This window comes from Aneurinibacillus danicus, from assembly GCF_007991215.1.
GTDB classification, from domain to species: domain Bacteria; phylum Bacillota; class Bacilli; order Aneurinibacillales; family Aneurinibacillaceae; genus Aneurinibacillus; species Aneurinibacillus danicus.
This window is the reverse complement of sequence record NZ_BJXX01000107.1, coordinates 1-19240: the sequence shown is the minus strand read 5'-3', so window position 1 is coordinate 19240 and position 19240 is coordinate 1. Positions and strand designations below refer to the sequence as shown.

The 19240-nt window shown below is 50.2% G+C and carries 21 protein-coding genes; 6 read left to right on the top strand and 15 right to left on the bottom strand.

Features of this window, described 5'->3' with window-relative positions:
• Positions 1 to 184, top strand: a 184-nt coding sequence (locus ADA01nite_RS22435; protein WP_218029557.1) for a hypothetical protein, incomplete at its 5' end; no start/stop codon positions are given.
• A 54-nt stretch (positions 185 to 238) separates the two neighbouring features.
• Here ADA01nite_RS22435 and ADA01nite_RS12195 read toward each other — a convergent pair.
• From ADA01nite_RS12195 to ADA01nite_RS12185, 3 genes are all read right to left on the bottom strand, one after another.
• Complete coding sequence (locus ADA01nite_RS12195; protein ID WP_146810245.1) at positions 239 to 442, bottom strand: hypothetical protein; 204 nt, start codon at positions 440 to 442, stop codon at positions 239 to 241.
• 84 nt (positions 443 to 526) lie between these two features.
• Complete coding sequence (locus ADA01nite_RS12190; protein WP_146810244.1) at positions 527 to 916, bottom strand: Asp23/Gls24 family envelope stress response protein; 390 nt, start codon at positions 914 to 916, stop codon at positions 527 to 529.
• 92 nt (positions 917 to 1008) lie between these two features.
• Positions 1009 to 1281 (bottom strand): ArsR/SmtB family transcription factor, encoded by a 273-nt coding sequence (locus ADA01nite_RS12185; protein ID WP_170230256.1) that lies wholly within the window; start codon positions 1279 to 1281, stop codon positions 1009 to 1011.
• A 115-nt stretch (positions 1282 to 1396) separates the two neighbouring features.
• Between ADA01nite_RS12185 and sleB the strand changes: the two genes are divergently transcribed.
• The gene (gene sleB, locus ADA01nite_RS12180; RefSeq protein ID WP_146810242.1) at positions 1397 to 2179 is read left to right on the top strand and encodes a spore cortex-lytic enzyme; all 783 of its coding nucleotides are present in this window, start codon (positions 1397 to 1399) and stop codon (positions 2177 to 2179) included.
• Between the two features lie 174 nt (positions 2180 to 2353).
• Here sleB and ADA01nite_RS12175 read toward each other — a convergent pair whose 3' ends face one another.
• The 7 genes from ADA01nite_RS12175 to ADA01nite_RS12145 all read right to left on the bottom strand — a co-directional run bounded on the left by ADA01nite_RS12175 (position 2354) and on the right by ADA01nite_RS12145 (position 10542).
• Entirely contained in the window at positions 2354 to 3091 is a 738-nt protein-coding gene (locus ADA01nite_RS12175) for a glycosyltransferase family 2 protein (RefSeq protein WP_146810241.1), read from the bottom strand.
• Positions 3057 to 4535, bottom strand: a complete 1479-nt coding sequence (locus tag ADA01nite_RS12170; RefSeq protein WP_146810240.1) for an alkaline phosphatase family protein — start codon at positions 4533 to 4535, stop codon at positions 3057 to 3059. The genes ADA01nite_RS12175 and ADA01nite_RS12170 overlap by 35 nt, the downstream gene beginning before the upstream one ends.
• Before the next feature lie 62 nt (positions 4536 to 4597).
• Entirely contained in the window at positions 4598 to 5515 is a 918-nt protein-coding gene (locus ADA01nite_RS12165; RefSeq protein ID WP_146810239.1) for an FTR1 family iron permease, read from the bottom strand.
• An 80-nt stretch (positions 5516 to 5595) separates the two neighbouring features.
• Entirely contained in the window at positions 5596 to 7092 is a 1497-nt protein-coding gene (locus tag ADA01nite_RS12160; protein WP_146810238.1) for a hypothetical protein, read from the bottom strand.
• A 3-nt stretch (positions 7093 to 7095) separates the two neighbouring features.
• Positions 7096 to 7854 (bottom strand): hypothetical protein, encoded by a 759-nt coding sequence (locus tag ADA01nite_RS12155; protein WP_146810237.1) that lies wholly within the window; start codon positions 7852 to 7854, stop codon positions 7096 to 7098.
• A gap of 36 nt (positions 7855 to 7890) precedes the next feature.
• Positions 7891 to 9096: a hypothetical protein gene (locus ADA01nite_RS12150; RefSeq protein WP_146810236.1), complete on the bottom strand. Its 1206-nt coding sequence runs from the start codon at positions 9094 to 9096 to the stop codon at positions 7891 to 7893.
• Between the two features lie 141 nt (positions 9097 to 9237).
• Positions 9238 to 10542: a UDP-glucose dehydrogenase family protein gene (locus tag ADA01nite_RS12145; protein WP_170230255.1), complete on the bottom strand. Its 1305-nt coding sequence runs from the start codon at positions 10540 to 10542 to the stop codon at positions 9238 to 9240.
• Positions 10543 to 10670: 128 nt separating this feature from the next.
• Here ADA01nite_RS12145 and cax point away from each other — a divergent pair, with 128 nt between their 5' ends.
• The 3 genes from cax (at position 10671) to ADA01nite_RS12130 (ending at position 13991) form a co-directional block, all read left to right on the top strand.
• Positions 10671 to 11723: a calcium/proton exchanger gene (gene cax / locus ADA01nite_RS12140; RefSeq protein ID WP_146810234.1), complete on the top strand. Its 1053-nt coding sequence runs from the start codon at positions 10671 to 10673 to the stop codon at positions 11721 to 11723.
• Between the two features lie 15 nt (positions 11724 to 11738).
• Entirely contained in the window at positions 11739 to 12236 is a 498-nt protein-coding gene (locus tag ADA01nite_RS12135) for a peptidyl-prolyl cis-trans isomerase (RefSeq protein ID WP_146810233.1), read from the top strand.
• Positions 12237 to 12398: 162 nt separating this feature from the next.
• A complete protein-coding gene (locus ADA01nite_RS12130) occupies positions 12399 to 13991 on the top strand; it encodes a long-chain-fatty-acid--CoA ligase (RefSeq protein ID WP_146810232.1) in 1593 nt (530 codons plus the stop codon).
• A 254-nt stretch (positions 13992 to 14245) separates the two neighbouring features.
• Here the strand turns inward: ADA01nite_RS12130 and ADA01nite_RS12125 are convergent, their stop codons facing one another.
• From ADA01nite_RS12125 to ADA01nite_RS12115, 3 genes are all read right to left on the bottom strand, one after another.
• A complete protein-coding gene (locus ADA01nite_RS12125) occupies positions 14246 to 14761 on the bottom strand; it encodes a hypothetical protein (protein WP_146810231.1) in 516 nt (171 codons plus the stop codon).
• An 18-nt stretch (positions 14762 to 14779) separates the two neighbouring features.
• Positions 14780 to 15838 carry a M42 family metallopeptidase gene (locus ADA01nite_RS12120; protein WP_146810247.1) on the bottom strand — a complete coding sequence of 353 codons (1059 nt, stop codon included), beginning with the start codon at positions 15836 to 15838 and terminating at the stop codon, positions 14780 to 14782.
• Positions 15839 to 15912: 74 nt separating this feature from the next.
• On the bottom strand, positions 15913 to 16809 hold the full coding sequence (locus ADA01nite_RS12115) for an EamA family transporter (RefSeq protein WP_146810230.1): 897 nt from the start codon (positions 16807 to 16809) through the stop codon (positions 15913 to 15915).
• Between ADA01nite_RS12115 and ADA01nite_RS22945 the strand changes: the two genes are divergently transcribed.
• The gene (locus ADA01nite_RS22945; RefSeq protein ID WP_307724485.1) at positions 16808 to 17128 is read left to right on the top strand and encodes a hypothetical protein; all 321 of its coding nucleotides are present in this window, start codon (positions 16808 to 16810) and stop codon (positions 17126 to 17128) included. The two genes, ADA01nite_RS12115 and ADA01nite_RS22945, sit on opposite strands and share 2 nt — an antisense overlap.
• Before the next feature lie 61 nt (positions 17129 to 17189).
• Here the strand turns inward: ADA01nite_RS22945 and ADA01nite_RS12105 are convergent, their stop codons facing one another.
• Together ADA01nite_RS12105 and ADA01nite_RS12100 are read right to left on the bottom strand one after the other, a co-directional pair.
• The gene (locus tag ADA01nite_RS12105; protein WP_174760607.1) at positions 17190 to 18017 is read right to left on the bottom strand and encodes a carbon-nitrogen family hydrolase; all 828 of its coding nucleotides are present in this window, start codon (positions 18015 to 18017) and stop codon (positions 17190 to 17192) included.
• A gap of 5 nt (positions 18018 to 18022) precedes the next feature.
• Positions 18023 to 19210 carry a sensor histidine kinase gene (locus ADA01nite_RS12100; protein WP_146810228.1) on the bottom strand — a complete coding sequence of 396 codons (1188 nt, stop codon included), beginning with the start codon at positions 19208 to 19210 and terminating at the stop codon, positions 18023 to 18025.
• Positions 19211 to 19240: the final 30 nt, after the last annotated feature.

Here is a 19240-nt window from a genome sequence, read left to right as displayed (position 1 = left end):
AATTTTCACAAAAAAAAGAAGGGCCCGGTCAAAAAACGGGTCCTTCTTTGCATTACGCTCAGTGATCAAAACCGTTGAACAGAAAGACAAGCACAAGGATAATGAGGATAATCCAGACGATTTCGCTTCCGCCATCGAAGAATCCGCTCACGGTCTGTTCCCCCCTCTCCGGCACTTCCTGTAACATCGTATGTCAAAGTTCCGGCAAAGGAGAGGCGGAAAGCGCCTAATTGCTCTCTTACATTTTGCGAATGATATAGTAGATGACAAACGCACCAATGGCGATAAATGACATAAAAATCAGCATATACACATATTTAACCTGCATGATATAATCGCCGCGCCCAAAATCCGGCCAGGGAAAACCGACTTCTTTTGCAATAAACAATACTACGATCCCTACTCCAATCCAAAACATCCAGGTTGCCCTGCGCCGGTTCATCCACTCTACCTTCTTTCCCCGCTGGTATGTATCTATACACCAAAAAGGCTGCCAAATTTCCAGCAGCCCCATTGCTTACCCTAATTATTTAACCCGGTGCGCCGGCTCTGGCAGCGCCTCTTTCTCCGCTTTCGGGAATTCCACGCCTTCGACTTTCACGTTGACCTCAACGACGCGCAAACCCGTCATTGACTCTACTGCTTCTTTTACGTTTTGCTGCAGCTTGCGGCATGCTTCGTCGATTTTGGAGCCGTAGGAGACAATGACGCGCAGATCGATAGCCGCTTCAAATTCTCCCACTTCCACAGATACTCCTTTTTGTACATTCTTCCCGCTTACTCTTCGCGCCAATCCTTCGGTAATTCCACCCGACATACCGGCAATACCTTCGGTTTCGCTTGCTGCAATTCCGGCGATTACGGCAACCACATCATCCGCAATACGCACAACTCCGTTTCCTTTTACATCGGCCATGGGAATTCCTCCTTTATATATCTAGTTAATTTTCATTTTATTCTTTCATATAGGCGAAGGCAACTTGTTTCCTGAAAGCGCCTAAATTTTTTCTACAATGAGAGCAAAAATACGGAAAGCTCACTTAATTTCTCCCGCTGCACACGGTAGCACACAAACGTACCACGCTCCTCAGTTTCGACAAGTCCGCTGTCTTTTAAAATTTTCAGGTGATGCGATACGGTCGATTGGGCCATCCCGACCAGTGAGACAATATCGCCGCAATAGTATTCATCCTGGTTAGCCAGGAGATGAAGAATATTCAGACGCACCGGATGTCCCAGCGCCTTACATACTTTCGCCATCTCATCGAGTTCACGGTTCATGGTTATCTTAACTCCAATCATTTCCTTCATTTCACTTTCCATTATACACATGTTTTTTCAACTTCACGCTCAAAATATGGACAACTACCTTTAATCTTTACAAATGGAGGTTCTTATGGACAAGAAAAAGTGCGTATGGCTCCTTAGCCTATCCCTGGTCCTATCGCTTCTGTGTGCCGGTCTCCCCTGGCTTCCCCAGCAGGTAACACACGCATTCAGCAAGAAGACAGTGTACGTCGGTTCGTCCGGTCCCGATGTACGTGAAATGCAAGGTCGCTTAAAGTTTCTCGGATTTTACACAGGTAAAGTTGATGGCACGTTCTCCTGGCGTACATACAACGGTCTGCGCAACTTCCAGTATGAATTCGGTCTGCCAATCGATGGTATCCTTGGTCCAAAGACAAAACTAAAACTGTGGCAGGCGACGAAGAACTGGCGGCCAGGTCCCGGTGAAGTTGCCGTGTCACCTGAAACCGGAGGCGGTGGGGCACCGCAGGCAGCCGCCCCCGCCAGCAAAAAACTGCCTCGAACCAATATGTCACTTTCAAAAAATGAGCTGAAAATTATGGCGAACGCCGTGTACGGTGAAGCACGCGGAGAGCCTTATGTTGGACAGGTAGCCGTAGCCGCCGTGATTTTGAACCGGGTAAAAAGCCCTTCGTTCCCTGATTCTCCAAGCGCGGTCATTTTTGAACCGGGAGCATTTACAGCAGTAGCGGATGGTCAGATTTGGCTAACTCCCAATAAAACGGCAGAAAAAGCGGTGCAAGATGCATTAAACGGCTGGGATCCAAGCGGCGGAGCCCTTTATTATTTCAATCCTGACACGGCAACATCCGGCTGGATTTGGACACGTCCGCAAATCAAGAAAATCGGAAAACATATTTTCTGTAATTAGGAATCCAAAACACTACAAAACCTTGATGACTTGCCAGCTACAAGTCATCAGATAAAAGATAGAAGGAGGATTTCAATGCGGGAAAAGGCGACCACCCTTTTCTCCCCTGGTTCTTCTTTCCTCTTTCTTCTTTCCTCTTTCTTCTTTCCTTATTTTCACAGAAAACGGCCGTCCTTAATCGGACGGCCGCAGTTTCGTTTCCGGATTTCCCGTTGATTTTTTGATATCTTTACGCCGCCACTCACGCCAAATGGCCGGAAACACATGGAGCAGATACCGAAACGTAATAAACGATTGACCGGTTTCCCGCACCTTGTATGGGATGTCTATTTCCGCGAGTCGATACCCCTGACGCACAATGTTCATCGTCATAACCTGAGCGTAATTATAGTCATGTAAAATATCCATATCACGCAGTACAGAACGGGAAAAAGCTCTAAATCCGGTCTGCCCGTCCGTAATCCATGTACGCAGCAGCACCGACTGCAGCGCGGTAAAGAAATAATTGCCCAGACGGCGATACAGCTTCATTCCCCGCACCCGACGGCGAAAACGGGACGCAAGCACATAATCAGCCGCATCCGTGAGTATCGGAACGACCACGCGTGGGATATGCTCTGCAGGGTACTCATCGTCCGCGTCAATCATTACCGCTAAGTCGGCTGCCAATCGATATGCTTCTTTCAATCCTTCCCGTACCGCGGCACCCAATCCACGATTGCGCGAAAACGACAAAATATGATCCGCGCCGGCACGCTCCGCCACTTCTACTGTACGATCAGTCGATCCGTCATCAACGACCAGTACCTCTACTGTCAACTGCGGGTTAAACGAGCGCGGTACTTTGCCGATAACCGTCCCGAGCGATGCTTCTTCATTAAACGCGGGAATAACGACGATGAGTTTCTTCATGGCTTGCTTTCTCCTTCTGTTTAAACGCTTCCGTAAGAATGGGTCCACGGGCATGGTCGGGCAGCGGCACACCAAGCAGCGCGCTAATCGTTGGCGCTACGGAAACAATGCTGCGGAAATCCTCTACCTTTTTTCCCTGCTGAATCATCGGCCCGTGCATAAAGAACGGCACAAAACGCTCACCTACATCCAGATGGCCATGCCCGCCGATGCCATTCCCCTGGCCGTGGTCCGCCATCACAATAAACGCGGTCTCGTCCATCTCGCCACGCGCGGTCAACCAGGCGTGGAAATCAGCGATCAGTTTGTCCGCTTCGTTAATTTTTTGGAGATACTCCGGATACAGAACACCACGACTGTGCCCCGTCTGGTCTACCGCAATCATCTGGACAATGAACAAATCCGGGTTCTCGCGTTCATAGATTACTTTTGCCTGCTCCATAATTTTTTTATCGACGACATCATTATGAGATACCGCCGTAAAACTCTCCACGTAATCACCGAACGCATCAATCAAATGCGCGCAGCCGAACAGTACACCTTTCTTTCCCTGTTTTTTCAATACGTCGAAGATGCTCTCCACTTTCACCAGCAAGTCCCATACCATGTTGGATTTAATCCCGTGCTCGCGCGGGTATGTCCCGGTAAACATGGAAGAGAAGCAGGTTACCGTACGCGCCGGATAAATGGTCTCCATCGTCTCATACACCGTGCCTTCTCGCATCAGGCCATGAAGAAACGGAGCGTCCGCTTCATACAACCGCTCTTTGCGGCAGCCGTCGATGACGACGATGACAACCTTCTTTGCGAGCGGAGCATGTGGCAATGTAGCCGGGTCGGTATATGTCGGATATTCTATCGGCTTCCAGTTAAACAAATAACGGTGAATCAGAAACGCAAATAGCATCGTACCTGCTGACAACGCGCCGACTTTGCCAAGCAGCGATACAGATGGACCCGCTTCATACACGGCCGAAAACACAAGCAGTTGCAGGAAAAACTTCGGCACCTGCTCGAACACGTTACCGCTTGTCGAGTCCGTATTTTTCAAAAACAGCTTCCAGATGCGCAAGAAATTCCACCAGGTCGTTCCGATGCGCAGATGATAGTATAGCGTTCCCCAGAAAAATACCGTAAAGAAAACATACATGCCAAGCGCAAACAGCAAAAGCCCGGGGTCTGGAACGCCAAACAACCCGATCGCGGCCGCAAGCGGCAGCCAGAGGAACCACCGCAAATGCAGCGGGAAATCATACAAATAACAAATCACAAACAATGGCAGCAGATACGCCATGCCGAGGAAAAATCCGGACGTCTGCCAGCCTGTAACCAGATAATATACTAGTGCGATGCCCGCTGTATAGACCGGTGTAAACGACTTGCCTTCGTTTAGTATATTCCAGCAGCGCGCCGCGACAATTTCGAATGCTGACGCTTGTTTCACCTTTCCTTCCACCTCTTTGCTTTTAAAACATAAAAGCCGGCTGAGCCGGCTTTTGTTTCTTATTATGCTTCCTTTACCTTTCCCTGGCCCTTGGGCGATTGGGCTGCACGGCTCCCCTGCTCTTCGCCGCGCCCGCGCAGCAACAGGTACAGCGCCAGATAGTATCCCCAGTAAATCAAGACCTCTTCCAGCGAAGGCGAAGAAGCGTATCCGAACAGCGCTTTGAGGAAAATGCCGACATCCCCCGAAATCCACGGCGCATGGCCTGTATCGCGGATATAATGCTCTTCGTCAATCGGATGCTCCGGCATAAACCAGGTTAAATCATAGAGATGCGGTGCTACCGAACCGATAAGGCTCATATCCTGCATGATAGATACCGCCTGCACAATCAGGCCCGCCGCTATCAGCACGATAAATGCGCCGGTCACCTTAAAGAATGTCTTCAGCGGGATGCGCATCGTGCCACGGAAGAATAGGAACGAGACGAGCGCCGCCAGCACGATACCGCCAAGCGAGCCCCACGACTGTATTGCGCGCCCTATATCCCCTCCTGTAATCGCGGCAAAAAAGAACACGGTTTCTACCCCTTCGCGCACGACGACGAGAAACGCATGGATGACCATTCCGATTACATTTCCGGTGGTAATAAACTGGTCATACTTGCCCTGAACTTCGCCCGAGATGTCTTTGGTCTGCGCGGCCATCCAGAACACCATCTGTGTCAGCAGCACACCCGAGATGATCATAATGCCTACCTTCATATAGTTCTGCGATCCCATTGAAGCAAACCCATCCAGAACAACCTGGAAGACCAGCGCTAATCCAAGCGAAGCAATGACCGCAAGTCCCGCTCCCAGCCAGACGTACTTGGTAAACTCCGGACGGTTTACCCGTTTTAAATACGACGTAATAATACCGACGATTAGCAGCGCTTCCAGGGCTTCACGGAACGTAATCAAGAACGCCTGCAATTCCATGCTCGCCACTCCCTCAATCCTATCTAATTAATAATTATTTTCATTCTCATTATAAAGGTATCACTCTTTGAAATCAATTATCAATTTTGCATCAAACGCTGCCATGCCTCTTTCTGCTCCGGACGGACTTCGTACAGAACAATCTCATGATACGTCGGATACAGCCAGGGGTTTCCGTTAAACCGCGCCCGCTCCCGCACATACCGCCAGATTTCAGGACGCCCGAATCCTTCCAACACATTCTCAGTCATAAACACAGATTCAGCCTGCAGGTGTCGACTAAGAATCGATGTTTGGAAATCTTCCCATTTTCGCAGACGCACCGTCTCCAATGCAGGATATTTATAGCGCATCACCCGTTCTTCCTCATACGTGTATACGACGGCGGACGCCGGCAGATGCGAAGCCGCATAGTCGGCCAACTGCGCCATGGGTGACGCGGTGCGACGCTGCTCATCCACCTGTGTCCAGCTTACTATAAACATACAGCAGGCCAGCATACCAATCATAAGGGGACCGCTCCTGCGCAAGGCCAACAGTCCGCTTGCCACAGCCCACAGCAGCGGGATAAGCAGCGGAAGAATATGGCGCGGTTTATCTGCATTCTGTGCAAAAAACGCCCACAATCCGTACGGCACAACCCACATGAACAGCAGACCAAGCTCCCGGATACGGCCGCTTACCCGTATTTCCCCTCTCTTCCGAGCGAGCCGCCACCCGCCTATACTCAGTATAAGCAAAAGCCCTATACCCCAGCTAATCCAATGCTGTCCCGGCCAAGGTGTACCCAGACCCGCCGCAAACCACTGACGAAAAATCCAGTAGACCAGACGCTCTCCCAGGCTTCCGCCCGTGTATGTCCCGCCCCAGTCAGAGAAGTGCCCGCCGGTAAACGCCAGCGCCAACTTCAGCAATCCGTTTACGCTCCCCACGTTTATCGCCATAGCGTACGACCAGAAGAAAGAGACGAGCACCGAACACAGCACAGCGAATCCTACGTCGCTCCACCTTCTTGTTTCCCTGCCGTACATCCACCCCGCCCATAGCGGTACGGCACCGAACGCCAAATAGGATACGCGGACACCGTACAGCAGGCCGAGCCAAACTCCGCTCATTAAGAGCGCCATGGCCCGCCGTCGTTCATCAAGCCGAGCATCCAGCACACGTGCGCTGCTGGCCACAAGCAGGACAGACAACAGCGTACCAAAGCTATCGGAGAGGGGTTGTGTGCCCAGCACGAACGAGAGCGGGGCTACCGACCACAACAAGGCTACCGCATCAGCCGTACGCAACCCGCTATAAGCACGAACCGTACGATGCAGCGGAAAAACAACAAGCGCCGCCGCCAGTGCGGATATGGCGGACAGCGCAAGAAACGGATTTTCTATAAATCGGCCAAAAAGAAACGCGACGAACATATACACAGGATACCCCGGGAAATGGGGCTGCATCGCCGCCAGATCATACTGCTGCATTCCCAGCGCAAAATCGACGTCATCCCATCCCCCCGGCCCGTCTGCCAGAAACGGAAGCCGGATGCATAACGTAAGCAGCGCAATAACAGCGGCACGCTTCATCGGTTATGCACGCCGCTTGCGCATCGTACGGAATACGATGAATCCCAGTACAAGAATAATAGCCGCAAGCGGAATCCAGTTCTTCGGGTCGCCAAGACCGGTTGACGTCTTCTTGACCGGGTTGCCCGGCCCCTCACCCGGCTTAAAATGGCCGACATCGAGGCTTTCTATGCCGAATTCCTGTTTTAGCACATCAAAGATTTCATTTTTCTTTGCAGTGTACTTCGCCTGATCCGGCTGTTTAACCCCTACCCCGAACAATCCGGGATTGCCGAGTGCCGCTAATGCTTCATCGTATGCGGCGCGCACTTTCTCGTCCACTTTCGGATCTTTTTCTTTTACGATAGGTGATATTGCATCGTATGTAGCTCTTGCTTTCGCAAGCAAAATTTTATTTTGCTCATAGTTTTTAAAATCTTTTTCGATACTTTCCATTCGCCGTGCGATGTTCAGAATAAGGGTCTTCTGATAAGTGTTCAGCGCCGCTTCTTTATCCTCGGCGGCAAGCGCATCCTGAATCGCTTTAGCCGGCTCGGGACCCATATGCATATCCAGCTCCTTTTTAATCGGCTGGAATATCTCGACCGCGCCTTTGAAATCCGGTGGTTCTTGATTCAGCTTCGCCACTACCTGTTTGTAGTTTTCCGCTACGGCCTCTTCGTTCGGGTTGCCGTATGAGTACGCCCATGCCGCAAGCGGCATAAGGGCAATCGCCAACACGCAAACAAAGAGGGCGGAAATGAACCGTTTGAACTGCTTCATATCCGTACCCCCTTGATTATCTATAATGATAGGCTATTATTTACCGTAGGCTGTCAGCTTATCAAGCGATTGTTTCATCTCCTTAAAGATGGCTTCTGCTTTCTGCTTATCTTTTGCTTTCGCGGCTTCCAGGTGCTGCTGTGCCTGCTCAAGCAGTTTATTCGCTTTCGCTTCATCCCCCAGCACTTTCGGCAAATCCGTTTTTATCATATCAAGGAAAAGCGCGCCTTCCAAGGAGGTAATTACAGCTTTATCCTTGCCCCAGTTCTCGAAAGACTCATCATATTCATGCTTCGCCGTTGCACTCAAACTCCGAACATAGGCCGCATGAATTTCGTCTCCCTTGATGTTCTTCGGGTCATTCGCCAGATCAAACTGCTGATTAATATAATCGGCTGACGCCTGGTCGTGCTTCACTACGTAGCCCTGTACTGATTGGAAGAAGGCCCAGCCTTCAGCCTGCATGATTTTCAACTTTTCTGGCTTCTCTCCTTCTTTCACGCCTTTCTCGATTTTATAAGCGTAACCTTTCTCACCGCCCGATGCCAGATAAAAACCTTTCATCAGCGTCTTGTCAACCATTTGCTTGCCCAGATTGTACGCCAGATTGTCTCCTTTATCGATAGCGCCGCTCATCTCGGCGAAACCTGTGTCAATCGTGCTGACGAGTTGGGTTTCATATGCGGTATCACGCTTTTCCATTGTGCCTTTCAGGATGCCCTCGTACACTTCTTTCGCTGCCGCTACGGCTTGCTTTGCCTCTTCTTTCTTATCGAATCCGTCGTTCGCCTGCTTGAATTCGTAACGCATTGTCAAGAGTGCAGTTTTCTGCAGCAGCTTATCGACGACTTGTCCTGTTACGGATGCCGGCATCTGGCCCGATTTGCCCGCTTCAAGCGCTGCGGTTAACTGTTCATTGACTTTTTCTTCGTATTCTCCATCCAGCATCTGGAGATGTTGCTTCAATTTCTCATCATACAATTTCTTTGCTTTGTCCCACTCGACAGGCGTTTTGTCTTCCTCTTCCTTCTTTACCAGACCCACCAATTCTTTTACGGCTGAGGTATACGCCGCGGCATCTACCTTATTTGTCTCCGGTTTGCTTGCTTCCGTCTTCGTCTCGGTCGCCTGCTCCTGCTTGGTTTCGGTTTGCGGTTTTGCCGCTTCTTCGCTTGCGCCGCATCCGGATAAAACAAACATCGTTGCCACGGCAGTGGTAGTTAGTACTTTCCATGCTTTCATGATGACTTCCCCTTTTCCCTCTTTGTATATTTTTTAATAATAAGAATCATTATCATTGGAACCATACTACATGTAGTGTAATGTGAGTGAGAACTATTGTCAACAATAAAATAGAGCAACCATTTTATTCATGCATCTTTCTCATTTCCCTATCCCGATATATTGAAATCCATGCTCTTTCCATTGATGCCGATTGTACATATTGCGGAAATCAAATATGTTTTTTTCTTCCATTGTCCGGGCCAACTTGTCCTTATCCACTGCCAGGAATTCCGGCCATTCCGTCAGTATAAGAAGAGCATGCGCTCCCTCTGCCGCTTCATATACATCCTTGCCGTACCGAATCCGCCCTCCCCATCTCTCTCTGGCTTTCTTCATCGCCTTCGGGTCGTAGGCAGTGACCTGCGCCCTCTCCGAGAGCAGGTGGTCAATGACAGAAATCGCGGGCGATTCCCGCATATCATCCGTATTCGCTTTAAATGCCAGGCCGAGGACGGCGATGCGGCGGTCCCGCAAATCCGAAAGTACCTGCTTGACTCTTTGGACAACATATGTTTGTTGTCTCTGATTGCTTTCGATAACCGATTCGATGATAGAGAGCGGCATGCCCGCTTGTCGTGCCAAGCGCGCGAATGCTTCCGTATCCTTCGGCAGGCACGAACCGCCATAACCCGGACCCGGCTTAAGATGTCTCCCGCCGATTCGCGGATCTGCTCCCAGTGCAGCCGAAAGCGTCTCTATGTCCGCTCCCACCGTATCGCATAGCCGGGCGATTTCGTTAATAAACGCAACCTTCATCGCAAGAAAGCTGTTCGCGCTGTATTTAATCATCTCTGCCGTTTGCCAGTCCGTCGTATACAGGGGAACGCCTGTCTCTACCAGCGGCGCATACAAATCCCGCATAACGGCAAGAGAACGTTCGCCTGCTGCTCCTAGTACAATCCGGTCCGGCTGCAAAAAATCGTGCAGGGCATGCCCTTCCCTTAAAAATTCAGGGTTTGCCACTACCTCACATGCAGAAGCTCCGCATGTTTGCTCCCGCAGACGGGCTTGTACCGCTTCACATGTTCCGACGGGTACGGTGCTTTTTACCACGACTACCGCATCTTTTTTCGCGTACTGTCCAATCATATCAGCGACAGAGAATACTGCCGTTACATCCGGTGACCCTTTCTCCTCGCCGGGTGTACCTACAGCAATGAAAATGATGTCAGCCTGCCCAATGCCTGCCGCCAAATCCGTTGAAAATGAAAGCCGTCCCTCCGTCATCTGAAGGTGCATCATTTCCTCCATATCCGGTTCGTGAATCGGCAGCACGCCCAGTGAAAGCTGATTAATTTTTTGTTCATTAATATCAAGGCAGCGGACCACAGCCCCGAAGTGCGCAAGCCCCACACTAACGGCAAGCCCGGCGTAGCCCGCTCCGATAACGGCCACTCTTTTCATGTGCTTTTCCCCTACCAAACTTGAAAAAATTTTGCTTTTTGCTTCCTCCATGCTTTACACTATTGTTTAGGTTATGCACCATTGCGGTAAAAATCAAGCAAATTCATGCGGGAAAGCGAGGGAATTGTTTGAATCAGAAACCGTTTTTTACGCTTGTCATCGTGCTGACAACAATAAGCGGCTGGGCCCACTATTTCACGGAATCGGCCGGTTTGCAGTTTGTCACCACGTCGGCCGCCATCATTATGCTGGCCGGCCTGCTGGGCAAGGCAACAGAAAGCGTCGCCCATTATGCGGGGGAGCGTGTCGGAGGCTTTCTGAATGCAACATTCGGGAATGCGGCGGAGCTAATTATCGCCATTTTCCTGCTCAAAGAAGGATTATTTGATATGGTGAAAGCCAGTATCACCGGGTCCATTATCGGTAACTTGCTGTTAGTGCTGGGCTTAAGCGTCATTGCAGGCGGCCTGAAGTTCAAAGAGCAGCGCTTTAATCCGCTGCTTGCCGGGCATAATTCTTCTTTGATGCTACTGGCGGTTATCGCACTCTTTATTCCGGCCGTCTTCTTAAAACAGCTTCATGAAGAACGGACCATTACGCTCAGCTTAATCATCTCCGGACTTCTTATTGTCGCCTACATACTCTGGCTGCTCTTCTCTATGATTACCCATAAGGAAGAGCTGGCCGATCAGGCTGCGGAAGAAGAAGCAGAAACCGGGCATATGTGGAGCAAAGGATTCTCCATCATCCTTCTTATCGTCGCAACCGTATTCGTGGCGATTACAAGCGAATGGCTCGTACATAGCATTGAAGAGGTGGCCCACAACCTGGGCTGGTCGGAAATTTTCGTCGGCGCCTTCGTCATTGCGATTGTCGGTAACGCCGCCGAACACAGCGCCGCCGTCTTCCTCGCCATGAAGAACAAAATCGGCGCCTCGGTGGAGATTGCGGTAGGAAGCAGTCTGCAGATTGCCCTGTTCGTCGCTCCGACACTCGTATTTGTCAGCCTGCTGTTCGGCAAACCAATGGACCTTGTCTTTACTTCATACGAACTAGCCGCCATCGGGGTAGGAGCATTCATCGCTTCTTCCATTTCACGGGACGGCAGCACCAACTGGTACGAGGGCGTGCTGCTTGTTGTTGTCTACATTATTCTCGGTGCGGCGTTCTATTTTCTATAAAAGGGGAGAGAAAATGTGGCAAATGTAATCACAGTAAACGGCAATGTCAAATTCCCTATCACGCTTGATCCGAGCGTATGGATTTTCGACGACCGAAAGTTTAAAATGGAAGACTTCTTCGCCAACCTCGGTGAGGAAAAAACGGAAAGCCATGAAGATGAGCTTATGAAAATCGGACAGCGATGGGACCGGGAACTGACCGAGGGTGTGATCCCGACCAAGCAAAGCGAGAAGCTGTTCGTCGAGAAAAAGAAAATCGTAGGGGATTACGGCATGAATTTGCAGCCGTTTATTAAAAACGCGGAACCCGGCTCTGACGCTTCGCGGCTTGTCTGTTGCCTGCAAAACGGAGAAGAAGTCCCCCTCTCGCTTGATGAAGCATATGACGCGGTGCTTTGTTTCGCAATTGACGGCAAACCGATCCGGGAAGACGGGCCTGTGCACCTGTATTACGGGGACGGGCGCAACATGGATAATCCGATCCGGGGCATTATCGGATTTACTATTGAATAACTTTCGCCTGCGAAAAGCCGGGAGATGCCGCGAGTGTTCCCGGCTTTCTACATAATATTTCGAAAAAAATTCGCTTTATTCTCTTTTTTTTTTGAATTTTTATGGTATTTTGATTGTGTACAATGTTGTACAGATTTGTTTACGTTGGAGAGGAGAGAAACTATGTACGTACCTTTACTGCTGCAGGATTTCTTAAAAAGAGCCGTATACCACTATCCACAGAAAACGGCCGTTGTTGACGGCGAACGGCGTTTTACCTACGCAGAGATTGGGAAACGCGTAAACCGCCTGGCAAACGCATTCCAGGCGTACGGAATCGGGAAGGGAGACCGCATTGCTGTGCTGTCCCCGAACCGTCTGGAAATGTACGAGGCATTCTATGCAGCTTTCCTGCTTGGTGCGGTTATCGTACCGCTGAATACCCGTCTGGTTCCTGCAGACTATGAGTATATTGTAAACCACTCCGGTGCCAAAATGTTTCTAATAGACGCAGAGCTGGCTCCGCTCATTGAACCGATTATAGGACAGCTTCAGAGCGTAGAACGCTATGTCTCTCTGCCTGTAGAAGGATTCAAAAACCATAACGGTTGGCTTATCTACGACGATATAATTGAAAGCGCTTCGGAGAACGCCGTGGACGTTGAAGTTGATGAACGGGATATGGCCACCATCCTGTACACCAGCGGTACAACCGGGCGTCCCAAAGGGGTTATTCAAACCCATCGCAGCCTTTATATGAATGCGATTAATACCATTATCCATGTACGCGCCGAAGATGAAGACGTGCTGCTTCATACGCTTCCGATGTTTCACGTCAACGGGTGGGGCACACCATTCTCCTTTACCGGCATGGGTGCAACTCACGTAATGCTGCGCAAGATTGATCCTAAGCATATTGTGCATCTGGTCCAAACGGAAGGTGTAACCGTCGCCTGTATGGCACCTACCGTACTGAATATGATTTTGAATGAGCCTACGTCCAAGACAGCCAGCATTCCGCAGAATGTCCGCGTAGTCATCGCCGGCTCCGCTCCGCCGCCGTCTTTCGTGAAAGCGGTTGAAAAAGAATTGGGCTGGACATTCCTGCAGGTGTACGGCATGACGGAGGTTTCGCCGTTCGTCACCGTCGGCCATATCAAGAAAGACATCCGCGACACGGCTGATGAAGAGCGCATTCATCGCTTAAAAGCCAAAGCCGGAATTAGCATGATTAACGTTGAAGCGCGCGTTGTCAATGAAGACGGAGAAGATGTGGAGCCGAACGGCGAGGAAATAGGCGAAGTCATCTGCCGCTCCAACTCCGTTATGGACGGTTACTGGCTGCAACCGGAAGAAACGGCACGTTCCATCGTAAACGGCTGGTACCATACCGGTGATATGGCAACCATTGATGAGAACGGCTATATCGATATCGTTGACCGGAAGAAAGATATTATTATCAGCGGAGGTGAAAATATCTCCTCCATCGAAGTCGAAGGCACGCTGTATGAGCATCCGGCGGTGCTTGAGGCAGCAATCATTGCCATTCCGCATGAGAAATGGGGCGAAGTGCCGCACGCCGTATGTGTGCTGCGTGAAAATGCAAACGTGACGGAAGAGGACATCATCGCATTCTGCCGTGAGCGGATGGCACACTTCAAGTGTCCAAAATCGGTTCAATTTGTTGCAGAGCTGCCGAAAACCGCATCCGGCAAAATTCAAAAAGTCGTGCTGCGCGAGCCATTCTGGAAAGAAGCCGGACGCAAAGTCAATTAGCAATACAAGATCGGGAGGCTGCACGCTCTCCCATCCCGCACAAAAACGAGGCGGAAGACGCCTCGTTTTTGTATGTTTATTCATTTATACCGTAAATTTTTTGTCGAAAAAAAAGACCCCGCAAAAGCGGAGTCAAAAACAACAACTCTCAACCAATTGAATAAGTTGTCATAAAAAGAATAATATAAAATTCGGCAAGAAACAATAGAAAATTTAGGGAAAATGGTGATTTTTAAGCAAAAATCGACAAAAATTTAACGGTTTTCCCCCAAAATCCTATGCGGTACACGCTGGGCGGACAAAAGCTCAAGAAATGCGTCTTCTGCCTCAATCGGCAGCAGGCAGCTAAGCGTTTCAGAAAAGTACATATGGATACGTTCGGCACCGTTAGCCAGAAAAAGCAAACGATATGCAATATCCAAATCTTTAAGGCCAAAAAAGTAATCAAGCCGTGCAGGCGTAAGCTCCGTTGTAAACGTCCGGCTCAGTAATACCCCGTCCCGTCGGTATTCCCGAGGCGAAGCTTCACGTGCTCCCATTACGGTAAGAAACTCTACAGCACGCTCCAGTCCTACGAGCTTTGCCATCTCCGCATCATTGTACTCGATCTCGACTGCGGTCAGCCCGTCCCGCATCACCTCCAGCATACAGTGAAACAGCTTTCGAATCACCAGATTGTTCGGGGAAAGACGGTGGTCTTCGAATCGGTATACATACTGTACCGTTTGCGCTTCCCTGTGTTCGATCCTGTGTAAGTACAGATACTGCACAACGTCCCTCCTTGCCGCTTACTTGCGCTCTTTGATTTGTTGCAGCACCTTACCGTCGATTCGCTTGAGCAGCGCCAACAGCAACTGCTTCGCCGCTTCGTAATCATCCCGGTGAATGATGGCTGCATGGCTATGAATGTAGCGGGCCGGAATACCAATCACGGCGGAAGGCACACCTTTGCCTGTCAGATGTACCCGGCCTGCGTCCGTGCCGCCCGGCGAGACAAAAAACTGATAGCGAATTCCCAACTCTTCTGCTGTATCGATCATAAAATCACGAAGTCCCGGCAGCGTCACCATCGTCCGGTCCACGATTCGCATTAAGAGGCCGTCGCCCAGCTTGCCCATGCCATCCTTGACACCCGGAACGTCTCCTGCAGGACTTGCATCCAGTGCGAAGAATAAATCCGGCTCAATCATATTGGCTGCCACACCTGCACCGCGCAGTCCTACCTCCTCCTGCACGGTAGCACCGCCGTAGATGATATTCGGATGCTGCGTGCCTTTCATTTCCTGCATCATCTCAACCGCAAGCGCACAGCCGTATCGGTTATCCCATGCTTTCGCCATCAGCTTCTTCGGATTGCTCATGACCGTGAACGGGCAGACCGGGAGAATCGGCTGCCCCGGCCGAAGCCCCATACGTTCCGCATCCTCCTTGTTATCCGCGCCTACATCAACGAACATATCTTTCATGTCCATCGGTTTGTTTTTCCAGTTTTCCGGCAATACGTGGGGCGGAATGGAGCTGATCACGCCCATGACCGGTCCACTCTCCGTCATAATTTGGACGCGCTGAGCCAGCAGCACCTGACTCCACCAGCCGCCCAGCGGTTGAAACTGAATAAATCCTTTTTCGGTAATTCTCGTAACCATGAACGCCACTTCATCCATGTGTCCTGCCACCATAATTCTCGGACCGTTCTCTTCCCCGCGCAGCACGCCGAAAATTCCGCCAAGATTATCATATACAATTTCATTCGTCGTCTCGCTTATGTATTCGTGCATAATGCCGCGTACTTCCCCTTCGAACCCGGGGGCACCACAAGCTTCCGTTAACCGTTGAAACAGCGTCATTTGCTTATTCACACACTTCATCCTTCCACTGGTTTCTTTTTTACGATCATAGCAGAAAAAAATAAGAACACAAACTATCCCCGATCTCGCACGGCCGCCGTACGGTGTTTATGCGAAAGTTCCGGCACGGCAATGCCGACGAGAATAATCACCACACCAAGCCACTGTAAGAGACTGACCTTTTCGTGCAACACTACGCTGGACATGAATACCGCCATTGGCAGCTCTGCGGCGCTTAGAATGGTTGCCAGGCCGCCTCCGACATGCGGCACGCCAAGCGTAAAAAATAAAGTGGGAATAACGCCTCCAAATAGCGCAAGCGGCAGAGCGTAAACAAGAAGCCCTTCCGTTAGCGCGCCGTTTAATAAAAATGAAGGCGGATAGACGATGAACGTAATAAGCACCGACCCCGTTAGCATGACTGCGGAGCGCGTATAGGGGGAAATTTCATGCCCCACCCTCCCGCTAAAAATAATAAATAGCGCATAAGTAACCGCTGACAGCAGTCCGAACAGAATCCCCACCGGGTGTAAACTGCCGAATTCTCCTGCCAACACACCGCCTGCGAGCAGCGTCCCTGTTGCCAAAAGCACAAGAGCCGCCACCTTTTCTACGCCGGGCCGGCGTCGCTCTATAAACGATTCGATTATCACGCCAATCCACGTAAATTGGAACAAGAGCACAATCGCGATTGAAGCCGGCACATACTGCAGCGACTGATAATAAAGTATGCCGGTCAGGCCAGTCGCAAGGCCGGTTCCCGCCAGCGTAAGCCATTGCTTTCCCCTGACTTTCCGCCGCGAGAATAGAAGCGCCACTCCCCACATAAACACCATAGCGAAAAACATCTGACTGCCGCTGACTTCCCCCGGCAGAAATCCGGCTTGATACGCCAGTTTTACAAATGTTGATAAAACACCGTAGCTGCACGAGCCCAAGAACACAAGCAGCACGGAACTCCAATATCCCATGCCGTCCCTTCCTTTCCAGGCGATCTTCTTTCTTATTGTACTACAATTCCCAAGAAAACAATGCCAAACATATCGCGTCCCGGCTTCGGGCAAGCTTTTAGCAGGAGGTGTTGGACTGATGAGAAAAGGCATTATCCCGATCGCACTCGGAACCGCCGTGACCTTAACCGGTGTCAGCATGCTGAACCGTCGTCATATGGATATCCGCAGCGATAATCCATACGCCTGGGGATTGGCAGGCTTCGGCCTCGCCCATATTGTCCTGGGCGCTATCGACTCCATGCGTGACAATAGCCATAACGGAGACGATCTCTTCTAAACGGATGTCTGCGTCCTGTCTATGGCAAACAAAAACGCGGGGGTCCCCCGCGTTTCGTTTTTCATAACGTATACAGGCTTGCTCTCCGATCGGCGAAAATCGGAATCCGCCTGCGCACATCTTCCACCAGCGTTCGATCCAGTGTGCCGACAACAATTTCTTCCCCTTCGCCACCTTCGGCCACAATCTCGCCCCACGGGTCGATGATAAGCGAATGCCCGAAGAACGTATTGTTCGGGTCACTGCCTACCCGGTTGCAGGCCACGACATACATCTGATTTTCGATTGCGCGGGCAATCAATAGCTGCCGCCAATGGGCAAGACGCGGGTTGGGCCACTCCGCTACCACGAACAGCACTTCCGCACCAGCAAGCGCACCTTTGCGAATGCTTTCTGGAAAACGAATATCATAGCAAATCTGCAGGAACGCAGGCATCTCGTCAAGCGTAAAGCTTTCGATCGCTTCACCTGACTGTAAATATTTCTCTTCTTCCATCAAGCGGAATAAATGTACCTTGCTGTATTCGTGCACCACCTCGCCGTTCGGAGCAAAAACCAACGAAGTGTTATATGTACCTTCTGCTTTCCGGTTTGCGATCGATCCCCCAATGATATACACTTCATATTGCTGCGCCAGCTCCCGAAATAATTCCCTGGCTTGTTCGCCTTCCCGGTCGGCAATCTCTTCAAGTCTTGTCAGGTCATAACCGGTATCCCATAACTCCGGCAACAGCACAATATTCGGTTTGGGTGTTAGCGTTCCGATTTTGTCGAATTGTTCGCGCACGCGCTTTCGGTTTTCCTCCGGTTTACCAAACTCTATGTCAATTTGAAGCATTGCAATATTGTATACACTCACTATGCATTCCCCTTTCCCGCGCTCTGTCATTAGTTTTAATCATAAACTGTCTGCCTCTGTGTTATCGGAAGTGTAACGATAATCTTCGTGCCATAGCTCCCCGTTTGGATGCGAATGTCCCCATCGCTTTTTTTGACCAGTTCTTTGCTTAGTGCAAGTCCGATACCCGTCCCTGTTTCTTTTGTTGAGTAAAACGGCTCAAATGCCATCTCCAGCGCTTCATTCGACATACCGGGTCCATTATCTACAACCTCAATCCGAACTTCCGTCCCGCTCTCCCGGTATGCGTACATTTCCACGCGTCGGTCTTCCTGATTATGCACCGCTTCAAACGCATTGTGAATAACATTTACAAGCACCTGCTTAATCGACTCGCGCTGAATATGCACCAGAAAATCTTCCATAGGCGGATACAGATAGAACGCTATATTTTCCTGAATGGTTTTCGCTTTGACGAATTCCTGCACTTCCGACAACAGCGAATTCAGCGAAACATCCGAAAGCGGAGATTCTTCTGCCTGTCCTTTACGCGAAAACTGCAAAAACTGTGTAATGATCCGATTGATTTCTTTTGTTTCATGCAGAATAATTCGAAAATATTCGTCGCGTTTATGCCGATCCATTTGTTCGTCTTCACGAATCAGTCTTAGAAAGCCATCAATCGCTGACAGCGGGTTGCGCACTTCATGCGCCATGCTTGCCGCCATCTGCCCCATAATGACCATACGCTGTTCATGTAAGCGCTCAATGGTATTGTCCTTTTTAGCCAGATACCCAAGCAGGAATTGGTCGACGAACTCGTCCACTACGCTCTCGGCCCGTTCATACTCGCTGTACATTAGCTCACGAAACATTTTTCTTACGCTATCCATAAAAGCCCTACGATAGAGATTGGCCATCAGCAGTGCAGTCTGGAATTCAAAATGTTTTGCCCCTATTTTATAGCCGATTGCATACGCTTCGCGCAATGATTTTTTACGCGCCCGCCCCACTTTCTGATTATAGAAAATCAGATGGAGCAGATAGAAGGTACGCACGGAAAATTTAAACCGCCATCTGCGATTGTTCATCCGCTCTAGCTGAATGTAGCTGGCCAGCTCGGTATGCGACACAAGCTCGATAAAATGGCGATCCACAATCATTCGTGCATACTTACGGAGAACCGCATAGGAAACGGGAGGCTGCACCGGCGCTTCACTCCTTTTACCAACAGTCTTTCTCAATCATTATACTCTTCCGAAACAAAAAAGGGG